The sequence below is a fragment of the Actinokineospora globicatena genome (genome assembly GCF_024171945.1).
GTDB classification, from domain to species: Bacteria; Actinomycetota; Actinomycetes; order Mycobacteriales; family Pseudonocardiaceae; genus Actinokineospora; species Actinokineospora globicatena.
Genome location: NZ_JAMTCR010000005.1, coordinates 610,348 through 628,883 on the forward strand (window position 1 = coordinate 610,348; position 18,536 = coordinate 628,883).

The 18,536-nt window shown below is 71.7% G+C and carries 14 protein-coding genes and 2 tRNA genes; 12 read left to right on the forward strand and 4 right to left on the reverse strand.

Going from position 1 to position 18,536, the window contains the following annotated elements; translation table 11 throughout:
• Window positions 1-52 precede the first annotated feature (52 nt).
• From LV79_RS26520 to LV79_RS26545, 6 genes are all read left to right on the forward strand, one after another.
• A complete protein-coding gene (locus tag LV79_RS26520; protein WP_253840948.1) occupies window positions 53-328 on the forward strand; it encodes a DUF397 domain-containing protein in 276 nt (91 codons plus the stop codon).
• Window positions 329-1,446: 1,118 nt separating this feature from the next.
• Complete coding sequence (locus LV79_RS26525; RefSeq protein WP_253840949.1) at window positions 1,447-1,725, forward strand: hypothetical protein; 279 nt, start codon at window positions 1,447-1,449, stop codon at window positions 1,723-1,725.
• 138 nt (window positions 1,726-1,863) lie between these two features.
• The gene (gene serA / locus LV79_RS26530) at window positions 1,864-3,456 is read left to right on the forward strand and encodes a phosphoglycerate dehydrogenase (protein WP_253840950.1); all 1,593 of its coding nucleotides are present in this window, start codon (window positions 1,864-1,866) and stop codon (window positions 3,454-3,456) included.
• Window positions 3,457-3,718: 262 nt separating this feature from the next.
• Window positions 3,719-4,756 carry a 3-isopropylmalate dehydrogenase gene (locus LV79_RS26535; protein ID WP_253840951.1) on the forward strand — a complete coding sequence of 346 codons (1,038 nt, stop codon included), beginning with the start codon at window positions 3,719-3,721 and terminating at the stop codon, window positions 4,754-4,756.
• Between the two features lie 293 nt (window positions 4,757-5,049).
• Window positions 5,050-6,717, forward strand: a complete 1,668-nt coding sequence (cimA, locus tag LV79_RS26540) for a citramalate synthase (protein ID WP_253840952.1) — start codon at window positions 5,050-5,052, stop codon at window positions 6,715-6,717.
• Window positions 6,718-6,886: 169 nt separating this feature from the next.
• Window positions 6,887-7,657, forward strand: coding sequence for a fumarylacetoacetate hydrolase family protein (locus tag LV79_RS26545; RefSeq protein ID WP_253840953.1), 771 nt, complete (start codon window positions 6,887-6,889; stop codon window positions 7,655-7,657).
• Window positions 7,658-7,783: 126 nt separating this feature from the next.
• Here the strand turns inward: LV79_RS26545 and LV79_RS26550 are convergent, their stop codons facing one another.
• Complete coding sequence (locus tag LV79_RS26550) at window positions 7,784-9,049, reverse strand: FAD-dependent oxidoreductase (protein WP_285470619.1); 1,266 nt, start codon at window positions 9,047-9,049, stop codon at window positions 7,784-7,786.
• A 567-nt stretch (window positions 9,050-9,616) separates the two neighbouring features.
• Here LV79_RS26550 and LV79_RS26555 point away from each other — a divergent pair.
• The 3 genes from LV79_RS26555 to LV79_RS26565 all read left to right on the forward strand — a co-directional run bounded on the left by LV79_RS26555 (window position 9,617) and on the right by LV79_RS26565 (window position 10,771).
• A complete protein-coding gene (locus LV79_RS26555) occupies window positions 9,617-10,435 on the forward strand; it encodes an HAD family hydrolase (RefSeq protein ID WP_301321660.1) in 819 nt (272 codons plus the stop codon).
• Between the two features lie 100 nt (window positions 10,436-10,535).
• Window positions 10,536-10,610: transfer RNA gene (locus LV79_RS26560), tRNA-Gln, on the forward strand.
• Between the two features lie 88 nt (window positions 10,611-10,698).
• Window positions 10,699-10,771, forward strand: a tRNA-Glu gene (locus LV79_RS26565).
• Between the two features lie 546 nt (window positions 10,772-11,317).
• Here the strand turns inward: LV79_RS26565 and LV79_RS26570 are convergent.
• A complete protein-coding gene (locus LV79_RS26570; RefSeq protein WP_177215510.1) occupies window positions 11,318-12,019 on the reverse strand; it encodes an IclR family transcriptional regulator in 702 nt (233 codons plus the stop codon).
• A 63-nt stretch (window positions 12,020-12,082) separates the two neighbouring features.
• Here LV79_RS26570 and leuC point away from each other — a divergent pair, with 63 nt between their 5' ends.
• The 3 genes from leuC (at window position 12,083) to LV79_RS26585 (ending at window position 15,092) form a co-directional block, all read left to right on the forward strand.
• Window positions 12,083-13,516: a 3-isopropylmalate dehydratase large subunit gene (leuC, locus tag LV79_RS26575; protein WP_253840954.1), complete on the forward strand. Its 1,434-nt coding sequence runs from the start codon at window positions 12,083-12,085 to the stop codon at window positions 13,514-13,516.
• Window positions 13,517-13,528: 12 nt separating this feature from the next.
• The gene (gene leuD, locus LV79_RS26580; protein ID WP_253840955.1) at window positions 13,529-14,125 is read left to right on the forward strand and encodes a 3-isopropylmalate dehydratase small subunit; all 597 of its coding nucleotides are present in this window, start codon (window positions 13,529-13,531) and stop codon (window positions 14,123-14,125) included.
• Between the two features lie 280 nt (window positions 14,126-14,405).
• Window positions 14,406-15,092, forward strand: coding sequence for an HU family DNA-binding protein (locus tag LV79_RS26585; RefSeq protein WP_253840956.1), 687 nt, complete (start codon window positions 14,406-14,408; stop codon window positions 15,090-15,092).
• A gap of 323 nt (window positions 15,093-15,415) precedes the next feature.
• Here the strand turns inward: LV79_RS26585 and LV79_RS26590 are convergent, their stop codons facing one another.
• Together LV79_RS26590 and LV79_RS26595 are read right to left on the reverse strand one after the other, a co-directional pair.
• The gene (locus tag LV79_RS26590) at window positions 15,416-16,324 is read right to left on the reverse strand and encodes an NUDIX hydrolase (protein WP_253840957.1); all 909 of its coding nucleotides are present in this window, start codon (window positions 16,322-16,324) and stop codon (window positions 15,416-15,418) included.
• Window positions 16,325-16,328: 4 nt separating this feature from the next.
• Complete coding sequence (locus LV79_RS26595; protein WP_253841210.1) at window positions 16,329-18,503, reverse strand: RNA degradosome polyphosphate kinase; 2,175 nt, start codon at window positions 18,501-18,503, stop codon at window positions 16,329-16,331.
• Window positions 18,504-18,536: the final 33 nt, after the last annotated feature.

The window sequence follows — 18,536 nt, forward strand, 5'->3', positions numbered from 1 at the left end:
GGTATACCTGATCCCCGGCAGAACCCCCCGCCACCCCCAGCGAGGAGACGTGATGGACAGCGCACCCATCTACGACGACAAGGCCGAGATCCGCGGCAACCTGGACCTGGCGAAGGCCGAGTGGCAGCGCGCGGCCGAGCCGGACGCCGACCCCGACGGCGAGTACGTCGAGATCGCCTTCGTCCCGCACAGCGACGGCAAGACCTACATCGCCATGCGCAACTCCCGGTTCACCGGCCCCGACGACACCGTGCTCGTGTTCACCGAGTCGGAGTGGGACGCCTTCGTGGAGGGCGCCAAGGCCGGGGAGTTCGACGAACCGTGGTGACCCCACCCGGCGCGGACCCCGGCCACCCCGGCGGGTCGGTCTGGATCACGCCGGAGGCCCTCGCCGCCGCGTCCCGCGCCGCCACCCCCGACGCCGCCCACCCCGGGCAGCCCGACGGCGACGCACCGGACCGCACCGAGGCCATCCAGCACCCCAGAACCACCCCACCCCACCCACCCGCGTCGGGCCCACCCCCCACCCACCCCACCGGCGGCCCCCCACCCGGCCACTCCGGCCACATCCCCCTCCTCGGACGCTCCCCGTCCCCACACCCCGGCCCACCACCCGGCCTGCAACCTGGCCCGCCCTCCCGTCCTGGCATGGCCCCAGTCCCACCAGTCGGCTCCGGCGCGCCACAGGGCCCGGGTACCGCCCCGGCTCCCGGCATCTCTCCCGGCGCCGCCCCGCTCTCCCGCCCGGGCATGGCTCCGGTCGCACCAGTCGGGCCTGGCGCACCACAGGGCCTGGGTACCGCCTCGACTCCAGGCCCACCTCCAGGACCCGGAGCTGCCCCGCCACTGGGCTCCGGCGCGCAGCCACCGCCCGGCAGACCGCCACACCAGGGTCCGCCACCGCACTCCGGCTCGATCTCCCAGCCGGGTCCGCCATCTCACCGCGGCGTGACCTCTCAGTCCGGTGCGTTGCCGCAGCCTGGCCCGCCGTCGCATCCCGGAGCGCCGCCGCGGACCAACTCGCCGACGCAGCAAGGTGTGCCGCCGCGGTCTCGTCCGCAGTCCCCACCTGGCTTGGCTTCCGGGCAGGGTGCGCCACCGCGACCGATTGCGCGGCCTGGTCTGTCGTCAGGGCAAAGCATGGCGCCGTCGACCGGCTCCGGTCAGCAAGGGGCACCGCTGCGGGCGCAGGCTGGTTCGGGGGGCCAGCACGGTCATCAGGGTCAGGTGGGGCCGGGTGGGTCGTCGGGGCGGCTGCCGGTGCTTCCGGGGCAGGTGCCGCAAGCGGTGCGGCCGAACCAGCACGGGATGCCACCGAACCAAGGGCAGTTCCGGGGGCAGCAGCCAGGTGGTCCGCGACCTGAGGCGAGGCAAGCGGTTCCCCCGCCTCCTGGTCAACCAAGGCCCCCGCAGCACACCGGACCCCAGCAGCAGCCCAGGCCCGATATGTCCACTCCGGCGATAGCCCCGCAGCAGGCGCCCGTCTACCCGCCGTTGGCTCAGGCGCCGGTGTTGGAGGCGTTCGGCGGTGGGGGGTTCGGGCCCGCGGGGTCTGGGCTGTACCCGACGGGGTCGACGCCGGTGCCGGTGCGGGCGGTGGAGCCCGACGGGTTGCCGACGGTGAAGGACCAGGTGCGCAAGCGGCCCGCCTACCTGGTCGAAGGCGACGACGACGAGATGTTCGGCAACGACGAGTTCACCGCCCCGCCGGTCATCGGGGAGTGAGCCGGGGGTGGCGAAACACTGCCATGTCACCTGCCTCACCCTCGGGTTGAACGGTTCAGTCACCGGCCTAGACTCATGGCCCTTGGGTTACAGCGCCGTAACCACGTCCCTCCGCAGATCCAGCCCAGGAGCCGCAGCGTGACTATTACGAGCCGCCCCGTCGTCCTCATCGCCGAGAAGCTCGCGCCGTCCGTGCTGGCCGTCTTCGGCGACGAGTTCGACGTCCGCCAGGTCGACGGCACCGACCGCCCCGCGCTGCTGGCCGCGGTGTCCGGCGCGGACGCGCTGCTGGTGCGCTCGGCCACCCAGGTCGACGCCGAGGTGCTCAAGGCGACCGACACGCTCAAGGTCGTCGCCCGCGCCGGTGTCGGCCTCGACAACGTCGACGTGCCGTCCGCGACCGACCGGGGCGTGCTGGTGGTCAACGCGCCCACCTCGAACATCGTCTCCGCCGCCGAGCACGCCGTCGCGCTGCTGCTCGCGGTGGCCCGCCAGATCCCGGCCGCGAACCAGACCCTGCAGGACCGCACCTGGAAGCGCGGCGCGTTCTCCGGTGTCGAGCTGCTGGGCAAGACCGTCGGCGTCGTCGGCCTGGGCAAGATCGGCCAGCTCTTCGCCCAGCGGCTGGCCGGGTTCGGCACCACGCTCATCGCCTACGACCCCTACGCCTCCGCCGCGCGCGCCGCGCAGCTGGGCATCGAGCTGGTCGAGCTCGACGAGCTGCTGGCCCGCGCCGATGTGATCTCGGTGCACCTGCCCAAGACCCCCGAGACCAAGGGCCTCATCAACGCCGAGGCGCTGGCCAAGACCAAGCGCGGCGTGCTGATCGTCAACGCCGCACGCGGTGGTCTGATCGACGAGGACGCGCTGGTCGACGCCGTGCGCAGCGGCCAGGTCGGTGGCGCGGGCGTGGACGTGTTCACCCAGGAGCCCACCACCGAGAGCGTGCTGTTCGGCGTCCCGGGCATCATCGTCACCCCGCACCTGGGCGCCTCCACCGCCGAGGCGCAGGACCGCGCGGGCACCGACGTCGCGCACTCGGTCCGGTTGGCGCTGCGCGGCGACTTCGTGCCGGACGCGGTCAACGTGGCCGGTGGCGCCGTCGGCGAGGAGGTCCGCCCGTACCTGCCGCTGGTGCAGAAGCTGGGCACCGTGCTCTCCGCGCTCGGCGGCAAGGCGCCGACGGCGATCACCGTGCTGGTCCGCGGTGAACTGTCCACTGAGGACGTCTCGATCCTGCCGCTCGCCGCGCTGCGCGGGGTCTTCTCCGGCATCGTCGAGGACCAGGTGACGTTCGTGAACGCGCCGCGGCTGGCGGAGACCCTCGGGGTGACGGTGGAGGTCGCCAAGGAGAGCGAGAGCCTCAACCACCGCAGCGTGGTGACCCTGCGCGGGGTCTACCCGGACGCCTCGGTGGTGACCGTCAGCGGCACGCTCTCGGGCCTCGGCCAGGTGGAGAAGCTCGTCGAGGTGCACGGCCGCTCCTTCGACCTGCGCGCCGAGGGCGACGTGCTGCTGCTGGAGTACCCGGAGCGCCCCGGCGTGATGGGCACCGTGGGCACCCTGCTCGGCGAGACCGGGGTCAACATCGACGCCGCCCAGATCAGCCAGACCTCCGGCGGCGACGCGGTGATGCTGCTGCGGGTGGACCGCCCGGTCGACCAGTCCGTGCTGGAGTCCATCGGCGCCTCGGTCGGCGCGACCCTCGTCCGCTCGGTCGCCTTCGGCTGAGCGTTGCTCGACAACCGGGTCCGACGAGCCCGGTAGCGCTCCCGGCCGTCCACGGGCTGGGACGCGATTCACGCCCCGCGCGGTGCCCGGATCGGTTGGTCGACAACCGATCCGGGCACCGTTCGTGTCAACCGGGGCCCGTTGTGACCTCGATTCGCCACCCAGAGGGGTGGCGAGATGCGGCGACCGGACGACTTCCCGGTAGCCTTCCCTCGACTACCAGGCCCTGAGAAGTTCGGGCCGATATCCGGGAGGTGTGTGCATGCGGCTCGCGGTGATCCCAGGTGACGGGATCGGGCCGGAAGTGATCGCCGAGGCACTGAAGGTGCTCGGTGAGGTCGTTCCGACCGCGGAGATCACCCGATACGACCTCGGCGCGGCGCGGTGGCACGCGACCGGGGAGCTGCTGCCGGAGTCCGTGCTCGCCGAGTTGCGCGAGCACGACGCGATCCTGCTCGGCGCGGTCGGGGACCCCTCGGTGCCCAGCGGCATCCTCGAGCGCGGCCTGCTGCTGCGGCTGCGCTTCGAACTCGACCACCACGTGAACCTGCGCCCGGCGCGGCTCTACCCGGGGGTGAAGAGCCCGATCGCGGATCCGGGCGAGATCGACATGATCGTCGTCCGGGAGGGCACCGAGGGCCTCTACGCGGGCAACGGTGGACTGTTGCGAAAGGACACTCCGCACGAGATCGCCACGGAGGTCAGCGTCAACACCTCCTTCGGCGTCGAGCGGGTGGTGCGCGACGCCTTCACCCGCGCATCGGCCCGTCCCCGCAAGCACCTCACCCTCGTGCACAAGACCAACGTGCTCACGCACGCCGGGTCGTTGTGGTCGCGCGTGGTGGAGGAGGTGTCGTTGCAGCACCCCGACGTGACGGTGGCCTACCAGCACGTCGACGCGACGACCATCCACATGGTCACCGACCCGACCCGGTTCGACGTGATCGTCACCGACAACCTGTTCGGCGACATCCTGACCGACCTGGCCGCCGCGGTGACCGGTGGCATCGGGCTCGCCGCCAGCGGCAACCTCGACATCACCCGGCGCAACCCGAGCATGTTCGAGCCCGTGCACGGCAGCGCGCCGGACATCGCGGGCCAGGGCATCGCCGACCCGACCGCCGCGGTGCTGTCGGTGGCGCTGCTGCTCGACCACCTCGGCGAGGTGGAGGCGGCCAGGCGCATCGAGGCCTCGGTGGCCTTCGACCTGGCCACCCGCGACCACGGCTCACCCGGCGGCACCTTCGCCATCGGGGACCGCCTGGCCGCACTGGTCTCGTCGAACGTCAAGACCAGCTAGGACAAGCACTCGTGCGACGGCCGCTCCGGTTCCCCCGGGGCGGCCGTCGGCGTTCGCGACCACTAACCGCTCCCATGAACTGGGACACGGGGTCCGTGGAGTGGACCGGGACGAGTCCACTGTGCCACTATCGGCGCATGGCTTCCGTTGTCATCATTATTGACCGGCGCGCTGGGTAGCTCCTCTTCCGAGCCCAGCGCGCAGACCTCTCGCACCTTCGCGGGGGGTCTTTTTGTTTGCCAGGAATCCCCACCGCCCACCCAGAACCCGGCAGCACCCAGGAGCGCAGCACCGTGACCAGCTCAGCCCGATCCGTTCCCGCGGGCACCCCGCTCGGCGACACCTTCCACGTCTACGACACGACCCTGCGCGACGGCGCCCAGCGGGAGGGCATCTCCTACTCGGTGACCGACAAGCTGGCCGTGGCGCGGCTGCTGGACGGGCTCGGCGTCGGGTTCATCGAGGGCGGCTGGCCGGGCGCGATGCCCAAGGACACCGAGTTCTTCGCCCGCGCCGCGGCGGGGGAGTTGCAGCTGCGCCACGCCGCGCTCGTCGCGTTCGGCTCCACCAGGCGCGCGGGCACCACCGCCGCGCAGGACCCGCAGGTGCGCGGCCTGCTCGACTCCCAGGCGCCGGTGATCACCCTGGTCGCCAAGTCCGACCGCAGGCACATCGAACGCGCGCTGCGCACCGACGTCGCCGAGGCGGAGGCCATGGTGCGCGACACGGTGGCGTTCCTGGTCGGCGAGGGCCGCCGGGTGTTCCTCGACGCCGAGCACTTCTTCGACGGCTACGCCTTCGACCCGGACACCTCGCTGCGGGTGCTGACCGCGGCGATGGAGTCCGGCGCGGACGTGGCCGTGCTGTGCGACACCAACGGCGGCCAGCTGCCGCTCGGTCTCGCCGAGACCGTCGGCGAGGTCATCGCCCGCACCGGGTTCCGGGTGGGCATCCACTGCCAGGACGACACGTCCTGCGCGGTGGCCAACAGCGTCGCGGCTGTGCAGGCTGGCGCGAGCCACGTCCAGTGCACCGCGAACGGTTACGGCGAACGGGCGGGCAACGCCGACCTGTTCGCCGTCATCGGCAATCTCGTGACCAAGCTCGGCATCGATGCGCTGCCCACCGGTGCGCTGGCCGAGCTGACCCGGGTCTCCCACGCCCTTGCCGAGATCGCCAACATCGCACCCGACACCCACCAGGCCTATGTCGGGTCGTCGGCCTTCGCCCACAAGGCGGGCCTGCACGCGAGCGCGATCAAGGTGGACCCGGTCCTCTACAACCACCTGGATCCGGGCACCGTCGGCAACGACATGCGGGTCTTGGTCACCGAGATGGCCGGCCGGGCCAGTCTCGAGCTCAAGGGACACGAGCTCGGGGTTGACCTGGCCGGCAGGCCGGAAGCCGTCACCAACGCGCTGCGCAAGGTCAAGGACCTCGAGGCCCGCGGCTGGTCCTTCGAGGCCGCCGACGCCTCGTTCGAACTGCTGCTGCGCGAGGAGATCGCCGGGCTCGACCCCACCCAGAGCGAACCGGTGACCCCGTTCGAGCTGGAGTCCTACCGGGTCATCCTCGACCACGACCGCGACGGCTCGGTGGTGTCCGAGGCGACGGTGAAGGTCCGCGTCGGCGGCCAGCGGGTCATCGCGACCGCCGAGGGCAACGGGCCGGTGCACGCGCTCGACGCCGCGCTGCGCACGGCGCTCTCCCCGCACCTGCCGTGGCTCGACGAGGTCGAGCTGACCGACTACAAGGTGCGCATCCTCACCTCCGGCGGCGGCCCGCGCGGCACCGACCACGGCACCGACGCGGTCACCAGGGTGCTGGTCCAGTCCTCCGACCGCGAACGCGAGTGGACCACCGTCGGCGTGCACGGCAACATCGTCGAGGCCAGCTGGCTCGCCCTGTGCGACGCCCTGGCCCACAAGGCGATGCGCGTCCGCGCGGCGGTCAGCGGCTGAACCCGGGGCGCTCGATGGGGCGAGCTCGTCGTGTGCGGGGAAGCTGGTCCTCCGCCACGCGAAACAAGTCCGCCCCATCGAGCATGTGGTTCGCGGCGGCGTGCGGGGGCGACGGTCGTCACCGGCCAGCCGGAGTGGGGGCCTCGGCGGGTGGGCCTAGGCTGGGGGCGTGCGTATCGCTCGAATTGCCCATCCTGACGGGGTCGCGTTCGTCACCATCGAGGGTGACGACGGGGCCGAGGTCGCTGCCGAGGTCGCCGAGCACCCGTTCGGCAAGCCCACCTTCACCGGTCGGCGCTGGCCGTTGGCCGACACCCGGCTGCTGGCGCCGATCCTGCCAAGCAAGATCGTCTGCGTCGGCAAGAACTACGCCGACCACGCGAAGGAGATGGGCGGCCAGGCGCCCGCGAACCCGGTCATCTTCCTCAAGCCGTCCACCACGGTGATCGGGCCGGGCGCGGCGATCAAGCTGCCCGCCGACTCGTCGCGTGTGGACTTCGAGGGCGAGTTGGCGGTGATCATCGGGATGCCGTGCCGGGACGTGCCCGCCGCCCGGGCCAAGGACGTCATCCTGGGCTACACCATCGCCAACGACGTCACCGCGCGCGACCAGCAGCAGGCCGACGGGCAGTGGACCAGGGCCAAGGGGCACGACACGTTCTGCCCGCTCGGCCCGTGGATCAGCACCGGCGTGGACGCCGACGACCTGCGCCTGCGCACCACCGTCGACGGTGAGCTCAAGCAGGACTCCCGGACCTCGCTGCTGCTGCACGACATCCCCAGCGTCATCGAGTGGGTCTCGCGCGTCATGACCCTGCTGCCCGGTGACGTCATCCTCACCGGCACCCCGGCCGGGGTCGGCCCGATCACCGCGGGCCAGGAGGTCTCGGTGTCCATCGAGGGCCTCGGCACGCTCACCAACCCCGTCGCGAACCGCTGACCGACGCCTGGTGCTGGATGGGGCGGACGCCCCGCACAAAACAAGTTCGCCCCATCGAGCCCACCACCTACCCGCGCCCGCCGGGTGACCGCGCGCCGCGGTCACCTGTCCGGGTGGATTCCGGGGTCAGGCCGGTGGGCGGCGGGCGAAGTCCGGGGTCGACTCGGTGATCACGCCGCGGCCGACCAGTTGCGCGGGTAGCCACTGCAGCAGCGGGACCCGCGCGATCACCCGCAGCGGCAGCGGCGGCTTGCTCGACCCGGCGATGTCGACCTCGCCCGCCAGCGCGGGCCGCAGCGCCTTCTCGTGGATGACCCGCTGCATGGTCTGCACCAGCACCGTCGGCAGCAGCCGCCTGCGCCGCACCCGCGCCAGGTCCGAAGTGGACACCGTGCCCGCGCGCAGTGGCCCGGCCAGCACCGCGGCGGCGGCGATCGCGTCCTGCACCGCCAGGTTGATCCCGACCCCGCCCGCCGGTGACATCGCGTGCGCCGCGTCACCGAGGCAGAGCAGTCCGTCGACGTGCCAGCGGGTGAGCCGGTCCAGCTTCACGTCCAGCGTCTTCACCTCGTCCCACGAGCCCACCGCGTCGAGCCGGTCGGCCAGCCACGGCTGGGTCGCGGCCATGTCCCGCATCAGGTCGGTCACCGGCCCGGTCCGCGCCACCGGGTCCGAGCCCTTGGCGATCAGGGTGGCCACCTGCCAGTAGTCGCCGCGGTCGATCAGCACGCTCGCCCGCCGCTTGCTCAGCACCGGCACGATGCCCTCGGGATCGCTGTCCGCGCGCGGCACCCGGAACCACCACACGTCCATCGGCGTGGTGAACGACTTGGGCACCAGGTGCGCCTCCGCGCGCAGCCGCGACCCCCGGCCGTCGCAGGCGATCACCAGGTCGGCCTCGACCGAGCCGGTCCCGCCGTCGGCGGTGCGGTAGTCGACGCCGGTCACCTTGCGGCCGCTCCAGCGCAGCCCGACCGCCTCGGTGTTGCGCCGCAGGGAGAAGGTGGGCTCCTCGGCCGCCGCGCCCGCCAGCAGGTCGAGCAGGTCCCACTGCGGCACCATGGCGATGTGGTTGTTCGGACCGCGCAGCGCCTTGAGGTTGGCCACCCGCAGCGCGCCGCCGCGGTAAGGCACCTGCACCTGCTCGACCAGCCGGTGCGGCAGCGCGCGGAACGCGGGGCCAAGGCCCAGGTCGTCGAGCAGGTCCAACGTCGGCGGGTGCACCGTGTCGCCGCGGAAGTCGCGCAGGAAGTCCGCGTGCTTCTCCAGCACCGTCACCTCGACGCCGCCGCGCGCCAGCAGCAGCCCCAGCACCATCCCGGCCGGTCCGCCGCCGACCACGCAGGCCGTTGTCCGGATTGTCCCCGGCCGCGCCGTTCCCGTGTCGTCCACGATCCCCTCCCCGATTTCAACGCCAGTTGAATAAGCTCAGCATGCACCGGCCCGACCCGGCGGTCAAGCGGGATCGGCCGTTCGGGTCACGCCACCGCGGTGACCACGCGCGGCAGCGGAAACCGTCCACCCGCGACCGGGTTCTGTCCCGTGTTCGTCCTCTCGATGGCCGAAGCGACGGTGCGGACTCGTAAACAGGCCACAGTGGACAGTGGTCGCCCCGCGCGATCAGGCGCTTCCTTTGGGTGACCGGGTTGGCGACGAGGGGGTCTGTCCGCCGGGCGAACCGCTCGCGCGCAGACCCAAGCGGCACAAGGCCTTTGGCCCTGGACCAGGCGGCGCGTCGCCCCGTACAGTGTCCCGCACCAGGTCGGGCGGCCGCTGTGGCCGAGGGTGATCACCCTCTCACCCGATTGCCCGGCTGGCGCCGCGTAACGGGGGCGGACGGCACCGCGATAGACGTAGTTTTGGCTCTGCCACGCGGCTTCGCGCTTGACCGTGTCAGAAGCCCAAACATCACCTAGGCAGACGAATCGCCGGACGCGCCGGGAGATCTAGCCTCGCTGGATGACTTCCGCGCTCGTGCCCGCACCGTCCACATCAGCCGGTCCTGGGCGGGTGGTGGCCAACAACGGGCACGAACCGCCTGCGATCGACGCGATCTGCCTGGACATCGACGACACCCTCATCGACTTCACCGGCTCCGCGAGATCCGCGCTGACAGTGCTGATCGGCTCCGTCGTGCTCGGCAGCGCGGACCTGTGGCCCACCTGGCAGCGGGTCACCGAGGAGCACAGCGCGATGGTGGTCGCGGGCGAACTCGACTACGACGCCATGCGCCACGCCCGCACCAAGGCCTTCCTCTCCGACCTCGGCAGCGACCTCGACGACGACGCCGTCGCCGCGCTCGAGGACCGCCGCCTCGCCCAGATGAGCCGCGCCTGGCGCCCGTTCCCCGACGTCCTCCCGTGCCTGGACTGGCTGCGCGCCGCCGGCCTGCGCCTGGCGGCCGTCACCAACGCCTCCGGTCCCCGCCAGCGCGAGCGCCTCGCGAGCCTGGGCCTCGAGCGCTTCTTCGACGCCGTCATCAGCGCGGGCGAGCTCGGCGCGGCCAAACCAGACCCGGTGATCTTCCACACCGCCTGCGCCGAACTCGACGTCGCCCCCGCCAACACCGCCCACATCGGCGACCGCCTCGACCTCGACGCCCACGGCGCCCGCGACGCGGGCCTGCACGGCATCTGGCTGGACCGGGACCACACCCACCCCCCAACCCCCGGCGTCCCCGTCATCGACACCCTCGCCGACCTCCCCGCCCTCCTCGTCACCGAGTACCGCACCCCCACCGTGACCAGCACGTCCACCCTCCCCATCCCCCGACGGTAGGGGTCGATTTCTCGATCACCGGGGTTGTGGTCTAACATCTTCCCCGGCACGCAGGAACGCCACTGGAGCCCAAGGCTCCAGCGGCAACTCGGCGAGCCATTGGGGTATGGTGTAATTGGCAGCACGACTGATTCTGGTTCAGTTAGTCTAGGTTCGAGTCCTGGTACCCCAGCCAGAGAGACAAAAGATCACTCTGCTAGAGTCTCTCCCGGCGGAAACGCCAAGCAACACCCGCAAGACCATAACTCAATACGAAAGTTCCTGGCCCCGTCGTCTAGCGGCCTAGGACGCCGCCCTCTCAAGGCGGTAGCGCGGGTTCGAATCCCGTCGGGGCTACAGAGGTGGAAGAGGTCTGCTTGGATGCGGTGCATCCTTGCGGGCCTCTTTCGCTATTGCACCCGGGGGGCGACCCCCCGGACCCCCACGGTGCGGTGGGCGCGTTGTGCGAGGAACGAGCACCCAGCGGTCGGTAGCGGTTGGTGATCCGCGCGCCACCAACCCCCACGCTGAACGCGGCCCCCCACCTACGACTGGGTCCAACCCCGAACGCATTGCCGCACACCGCTCCACCACGGCGCTGGTGCCAACTTGCTCGATGGGGCGGACTTGTTTTGTGTGGGGGGACGGTACCCGTAGCGTCGGTAGCGGACAGGGCCATGCTTTTCGGCCCCTGCTTTGCGGTCCTGCCGCGGGTGTCGTAGGGGCCCCGCGCAAAACAAGTTCGTCGCATCGAGCAAGGCTCGAAACTCGCGTCAAAGCCAATGGCGAAGCCGAGGCGACACCCCCGCGATGGCGCAGCCGAGCAGTATCCCTTGCCCCACCCCAAAGAGAAACGCCTGCGGGGGGAGCCGCAGGCGTGGGGGTAGGGGAGGGGCAGAAGGGTCAGAGGCGGTTTTGGAGGGCGTCGGCGGCGGCCAGGAGGTCTGCTGCCCAGCGGGAGCCGGGCCTGCGGCCCATGCGGTCGATGGGGCCGGAGACCGACACCGCCGCCACCACCGCTCCCGAGGCGTCGCGCACCGGGGCTGAGACGCTGGCCACGCCCGGCTCCCGTTCGGCGACGCTCTGGGCCCAGCCGCGGCGGCGGACCTCCAGGAGGGCGCGTTCGCCGAAGACGGCGTCGGCGAGGAGGCTGCGCTGGGTGGCCGGGTCGGCCCAGGCGGCGAGGACCTTGGCGCCGGAGCCCGCGGTCATCGGCAGGCGCGCGCCGACCGGGACCGTGTCGCGCAGACCGCTGGGCGGTTCGGCGGAGCAGACGCAGATCCGGTGTAGACCATCGCGGCGGTAGAGCTGCACGCTCTCGCCGGTGCGGTCGCGCAACCGGGGCAGCACGGCGGTCGCCGCGTCGAGCAGCGGGTCGGTCGCGCCGCCCGCCAACTCCGCCAGCGCGGCACCCGGGCGCCACCGGCCGTCGCTTCCCCTGCGCAGCAGGCGATGCACCTCGAGGCCGACCGCGAGCCGGTGCGCGGTCGCCCTCGGCAGGCCGGTCTTCACGCACAGCTCCGCCAGGCCGCACGGCTCTTTGGCGACCGCCTGCAGTACCGCCATTGCCTTGTCCAGAACTCCGATGCCGCTATGCTGTCCCACGTCTCGATACTACTTTCCCGTTATGTGGGAAGTCCAGTCCGTGGGAAGCAGTGGTGATCAGCGGTGGCCAAAACGCTCGCCGAGAAGGTGTGGGACCGGCACGTCGTGCGCAGGGGCAGCGGTGCCGAACCCGACCTGCTCTACATCGACCTGCACCTCGTGCACGAGGTGACCAGCCCGCAAGCCTTCGAGGGACTGCGCATCGCCGGGCGGCCGGTGCGCAGGCCCGACCTGACGATAGCGACCGAGGACCACAACGTCCCGACAGTTGGGATCGACCTCCCGATCGCTGATCCGGTCTCGCGCACCCAGGTCGACACGCTTCGGGCCAACTGCGCGGAGTTCGGCGTGCGGCTGCACCCGATGGGCGATGTCGAGCAGGGCATCGTGCACGTGGTCGGCCCGCAGCTCGGCCTGACCCAGCCCGGGATGACGGTGGTGTGCGGCGACAGCCACACCTCCACCCACGGCGCGTTCGGCGCGCTGGCCTTCGGGATCGGCACCTCGGAGGTCGAGCACGTGCTCGCCACCCAGACGCTGCCGTTGCGGCCGTTCAAGACCATGGCGGTCACCATCACCGGCGAGCTGCGCCCCGGTGTCACCGCCAAGGACGTCATCCTCGCCGTCATCGCCCGCATCGGCACCGGCGGCGGGCAGGGCTACGTGCTGGAGTACCGCGGCGAGGCCATCGAGAAGTTGTCGATGGAGGCCAGGATGACCGTGTGCAACATGTCCATCGAGGCAGGCGCGCGGGCGGGGATGATCGCCCCCGACGAGACCACGTTCGCGTACCTCAAGGGCCGCCCGCACGCGCCGGGCGACGCCTTGTGGGACACCGCCGTCGCCGACTGGCGCGAGCTGCGCACCGATGACGGCGCGGTCTTCGACGCCGAGGTGGTGCTCGACGCCGACGAGCTGAGCCCGTTCGTCACCTGGGGCACCAACCCCGGCCAGGGGCTGCCGCTCTCGGCCAGGGTGCCCGACCCCGAGCAGATCGCCGACGAGAACGAGCGCGTGGCCGCCGAGAAGGCCCTGTCGTACATGGACCTCGTCCCCGGCACCCCGCTGCGCGACATCAGCGTCGACACCGTCTTCCTCGGCTCCTGCACCAACGGGCGCATCGAGGACCTGCGCGCCGCGGCGGCCGTGCTGGCGGGCCACCGCGTCGCCGACGGGGTGCGGATGCTCGTGGTGCCCGGCTCGATGCGGGTCAAGGCGCAGGCCGAGGCCGAGGGGCTGCACGAGGTGTTCCTCGCCGCGGGCGCCGAGTGGCGGCAGGCGGGCTGCTCGATGTGCCTGGGCATGAACCCCGACCAGCTCGCCCCCGGCGAGCGCAGCGCGTCCACATCGAACCGCAACTTCGAGGGCAGGCAGGGCAAGGGCGGGCGCACCCACCTGGTGTCGCCGCTGGTGGCGGCCGCAACCGCCGTGCTCGGCACCCTGTCCTCGCCGGAAGACCTGGTCACCGCCGGTGCCGCGGCCGCGGTCGAGAACTGAGGGGGAGCACAGATGAAGCCGTTCACCACGCACACCGGGGTCGGGGTGCCGCTGCGCCGGTCCAACGTGGACACCGACCAGATCATCCCGGCGGTCTACCTCAAGCGGGTCACCCGCACCGGGTTCGAGGACGGGTTGTTCGCCGCCTGGCGCGCTGACGAGCACTTCGTGCTCAACCTGGAGCCCTACCGCGCGGGCAGCGTGCTGGTCGCCGGTCCGGACTTCGGTACCGGCTCCTCCCGCGAGCACGCCGTCTGGGCGCTGTCGGACTACGGGTTCCGGACCGTGCTCTCCACCCGGTTCGCCGACATCTTCCGCGGCAACGCGGGCAAGGCGGGGCTGCTGGCCGCCCAACTGGAGCAATCCGACATCGAACTGTTGTGGAAGCTGCTCGAAACCGAGCCGGGCACGGAGGTCACCGTCGACCTCCGGGAGAAGACCGTCCGCGCCAAGGACTTCACCGCCCCGTTCGCGGTGGACGACTACACCCGCTGGCGGCTGCTCGAGGGGCTCGACGACATCGGTCTCACGTTGCGCGAAGTGGCCGCGATCGACGAGTTCGAGCAGGCCAGGGCCGATTACCTGCCTGTAACAACGCCGATCGCCTGAGGTCGGTCGGACCGGTCGGCAATCCCCTTCGCACACCGGGGATCCGGCCGGTCCGACCGCCACCGCGCACCCCACAACCCAACCCGACAGACCCCGTCCGCGGCCCCCCGCGACGCCCGAAAACCTCCGGTTCGGTCCCCCTCAGGGGGTGGACACCGCATGCGGCAAGGAAAAATCGGGCGCGTCGCGTGGAAATCGCGCGCCATTAGGCCTATCTTTGCCAGAAGTCGGCTGATTCGGCCGTGAACGGCAGTGTGGCTCTCTTACGGAGGACTGAAGGGTGAACAAGGCCCAACTCATCGAGGCGTTGACCGAGCGCCTTGGCGACAAGAAGGCCGCAGGCGCTGCGGTCGACGGTCTCGTCGACGTGATCGTTCGCACGGTCAACAAGGGCGAGAAGGTGAACATCACCGGCTTCGGGGTGTTCGAGAAGCGCGCGCGTGCCGCCCGCACCGCGCGCAACCCGCGCACCGGCGAGACGGTGAAGGTCAAGAAGACCAACGTCCCCGCGTTCCGCGCGGGCACGATGTTCAAGGAGGTCGTGAGCGGGGCCAAGAAGCTGCCCAAGGTCGCGGCCACCAAGACCACCGCGGCCACCCGCGCGGCGGCGGCGGCGCCCAAGGCCGCCACCACCACGACCCGGGCCGCGAGCACCCGGACCGCGGCGGCGAAGCCGGCAGCGGCGACCACGCGTAGCACCACCACGCGTACCCGTGCGGCTGCGGCGAAGCCCGCGGCGGCGGCGGCGGCCACCACGGCGGCCAAGACCACGCGGACCCGCGCCACCGCGGCGAAGCCCGCGGCCACCGCGACCAAGGCGGCGGCGGCACCGAAGACCACGGCGGCGAAGACCACCGCGGCGAAGAAGACCACGACCGCTGCGGCGAAGCCCGCCGCCGCGGCGAAGAAGACGACGGCCGCCAAGAGCACCACGCCTCGGGCGACCGCCAAGGCCACCAAGAAGTAGGTCGGCCACCGGCGCCTGGACCGACCCACCCAGGGCGGTCCGGGTCGCGTCTTCACCAGGTCTGCGCACATCGCGAGAGCCCCGCACGCTTCCCCCGTGCGGGGCTCTCGCGTGTCCGCGCAACGCCACGTCCGTCCCACCGCGACACCACCGCTGACCTGCTCGGTTGCGCTGTCGCATGGGTGGTCCGGACCGGTCGCGGGGATGGCCGCGCACAACGGTTTCCGCGGGGCCCCGCGACGCATTCCCGCTCTCGCGGGAGTTCTCCCGGCGACTTCCGCCGAAGGGCCCCACGACCCCATTCCACCCGTTCGTGATGGACCTCAGATCGCCGGTATGTAGTCCGCCGAGACGACCCGGTCACCGGCGAACGAGAGCACCCAGACACTGCCCTTGCGGGCGTGGACATCCACCGCCCCGGTGAGCTCGGACACCACGTCCGGGATCACCCCGCCCTGGCTGCAGATCACCGGTGTCCCACCCGCGGCGGCGATCCGCCGCACCGCGGCCGCCCCGCCGCCGTGCTCCCCGTGCGCCGACTCGGACAGCTCCGGCGCCGACTCCACCGGGACCCCCAACGCCGCCGCCAGCGGCGCCACAGTGGCCGTGCAGCGCAGTTTCGGCACCGACACCACCCGGTCCGGTCCGAACAGCGGCAGCAGCCGCGTCAGGGCGTCGACCTGCCGGAGTCCCGTCGCCGACAGCGGGCGCTGCTCGTCGGGGCCCGGCCACTCGCGCTTGCGGCCCGCGTGCGCGTGCCGCACCAGCAGGACTGTCGTCGTCGCGGCGGGAGCGTCGGTGAAGCGCTCCAGCACCACCCGGTCGTGCGGGTAGGTCAGCAGCGCCGCGGCCTCGTCGACCGGCAACCACCGCAGCAGGTCGACCTCGTCGTTGGGGACGAACTCGTCGGCGGCGTCCGCCGCGCGGGCGGCGAAGTAGTCGACCGTCTTGCTGCCCTCGGGCACGGTGTACTCCACCCGGGTCAGGTGGCGGCCGAGGACAGCGGCGAAACCCGTCTCCTCGGCCACCTCCCGCACCGCCGCGGCGTGGACGGTCTCCCGCTTGTCCAGCTTGCCCTTGGGCAGGCTCCAGTCGTCGTAGCGCGGCCGGTGCACCACGGCTACTTCCACGGCGGCCACTTCCACGGCGGCAACGTCCACCGCGCCACCGCCCGCCGCCGGTCCCGACGGCGACGGGCGCCACAACACCGCTCCCGCGGCGCGAACGTGCACCGGCTCAGCCGAGCGCGTGGTGGCTGGCCAGCAGCGCGGCCTGGTGGTCGCGCACGGACGTGCCGTCCGCGGGGGAGGGCACCCACTCGCCGCCCGGGGTCAGCACCCAGCAACGGGTGGACGGGTCCAACGCGGAGTCGAAGATGGCGTCCAGTTGGGCGGTCAGCCTCGGGTCGGTCACCCGGACCTGCACCTCGACGCGCCGGTCGAGGTTGCGGTGCATCATGTCCGCGCTGCCGATCCAGCGCTCGTCGGACCCGACGAAGTGGAAGATCCGGGAGTGCTCCAGGAACCGGCCCAGGATCGAGCGCACCCGGATGTTCTCGCTCAAGCCGGGGATCCCGGGCTTGAGCGCGCAGATCCCGCGCACCACCACGTCGACCGGGACGCCTGCCTGCGACGCCCGGTACAGCGCGTCGATGACCTGTTCGTCCACCAGGGAGTTCATCTTGATCCGGATGCCCGCGGGCAAGCCATCGCGCAGGTGCGCGACCTCGCGCTCGATGCGCTCCACGATCCCGCGCCGCACACCGTAGGGCGCCACCAGCAGGCTGCGGTACTCGTCCTGGCGGGCGTAGCCGGTGAGGACGTTGAACAGGTCGGTCAGGTCGGCGCCGATGGCCGGTTCCGCCGTCAGCAGGCCGACGTCCTCGTAGAGCCGCGCGGTCTTGGGGTTGTAGTTGCCCGTCCCGATGTGGCAGTAGCGGCGGATCGTCGAACCCTCCTGGCGCACCACCAACGAGGTCTTGCAGTGCGTCTTGAGGCCGACGAGCCCGTAGACCACGTGCACGCCCGCCTTCTCCAGCTGCCGCGCCCACTTGATGTTGGCCTGCTCGTCGAAGCGCGCCTTGAGCTCCACCAGCGCCACCACCTGCTTGCCCGCCTCGGCCGCGTCGATGAGCGCGTCCACGATGGGCGAGTCGCCGGAGGTCCGGTAGAGCGTCTGCTTGATGGCCAAGACGTGCGGGTCGCTGGCCGCCTGCTCCACGAAGCGCTGCACGCTGGTGGAGAACGAGTCGTACGGGTGGTGCACCAGCACGTCGCCCTCGCGCAGCGTCGCGAAGATGCTGCGCGGGGTCTCCCGCTCGCCGAAGGCCGGGTGCGTCGCGGGGCGGAACGGCGGGTCCTTGAGCTCCTTGCGGTCCACGCCGTAGAGCTGCCACAGGCACGACAGGTCGAGCAGGCCGCGCACCACCACGACGTCGTTGGGGTGCACCTCCAACTCGCGCAGCAGCAGCTCGAGCATGTGCTCGCTCATGTCGTCGGCGACCTCCAGGCGCACCGACGGTCCGAACCGGCGCTGCGCCAGTTCCCGTTCCAGCGCCTTGAGGAGGTCCTCGTCGCGGTCCTCCTCCACCTCCAGGTCGGCGTTGCGGGTGACCCGGAAGGCGTGCTGCTCGATGACGTCCATGCCGGTGAACAGCGTCGGCAGGTGCGCGGCGATGAGCTCCTCCAGCGGCAGGAACACCGCGACCTGCTCGTCGGCGCTGCGGTCGATGGGCACCAGGCGCGGCACGTTGTCGGGCACCTTGACCCTGGCGAAGCTCTCCCGGCCGGTGTCCGGGTTGCGCACCGTCACCGCGAGGTTGAGCGAGAGCCCGGAGATGTAGGGGAACGGGTGCGCCGGGTCGAAGGCCAGCGGGGTCAGCACGGGGAACACCTGGTCGCGGTAGTAGGCGGCCAACCTCTTGTGCTCGTCGGCGGTCAGCTCGGTCCAGCTCGCGATGCTGATCCCGCGCTCCCGCAACGCCGGGCGCACGTGCTCGGCGAAGACCCGGGAGTGCCGCTCGACCAGGTCCTGGTTGCGCTTGGAGATGTAGCCCAGCTGCTCGCGCGGGGTCAGCCCGTCCGCGCTGCGCACCGACAGGCCGGTCTCGTTCCTGCGCTTGAGGCCCGCGACCCGCACCATGTAGAACTCGTCGAGGTTCGAGGCGAAGATGGCCAGGAACTTGGCCCGCTCCAGCAGCGGCTGCGAGGCGTCCTCGGCCAGCGCGAGCACCCGGCCGTTGAAGTCCAACCAGGACAGTTCGCGGTTGAGGTAGCGGTCGTCCGGCAGGTCGGTCTCGGTGGCCGCGGGGGTGACCGCGGGCGGCGCGGAGGGGACCCGGTGGGGTTCGCCCTCGGCACTGGGTGCCTCGCCCGCGGGGAGCGCGGTGGTGCTGTCGCCGCTGGTCGTCATGGCCTCGTCCGGGCTGCTCTCGGTGCTCACAAC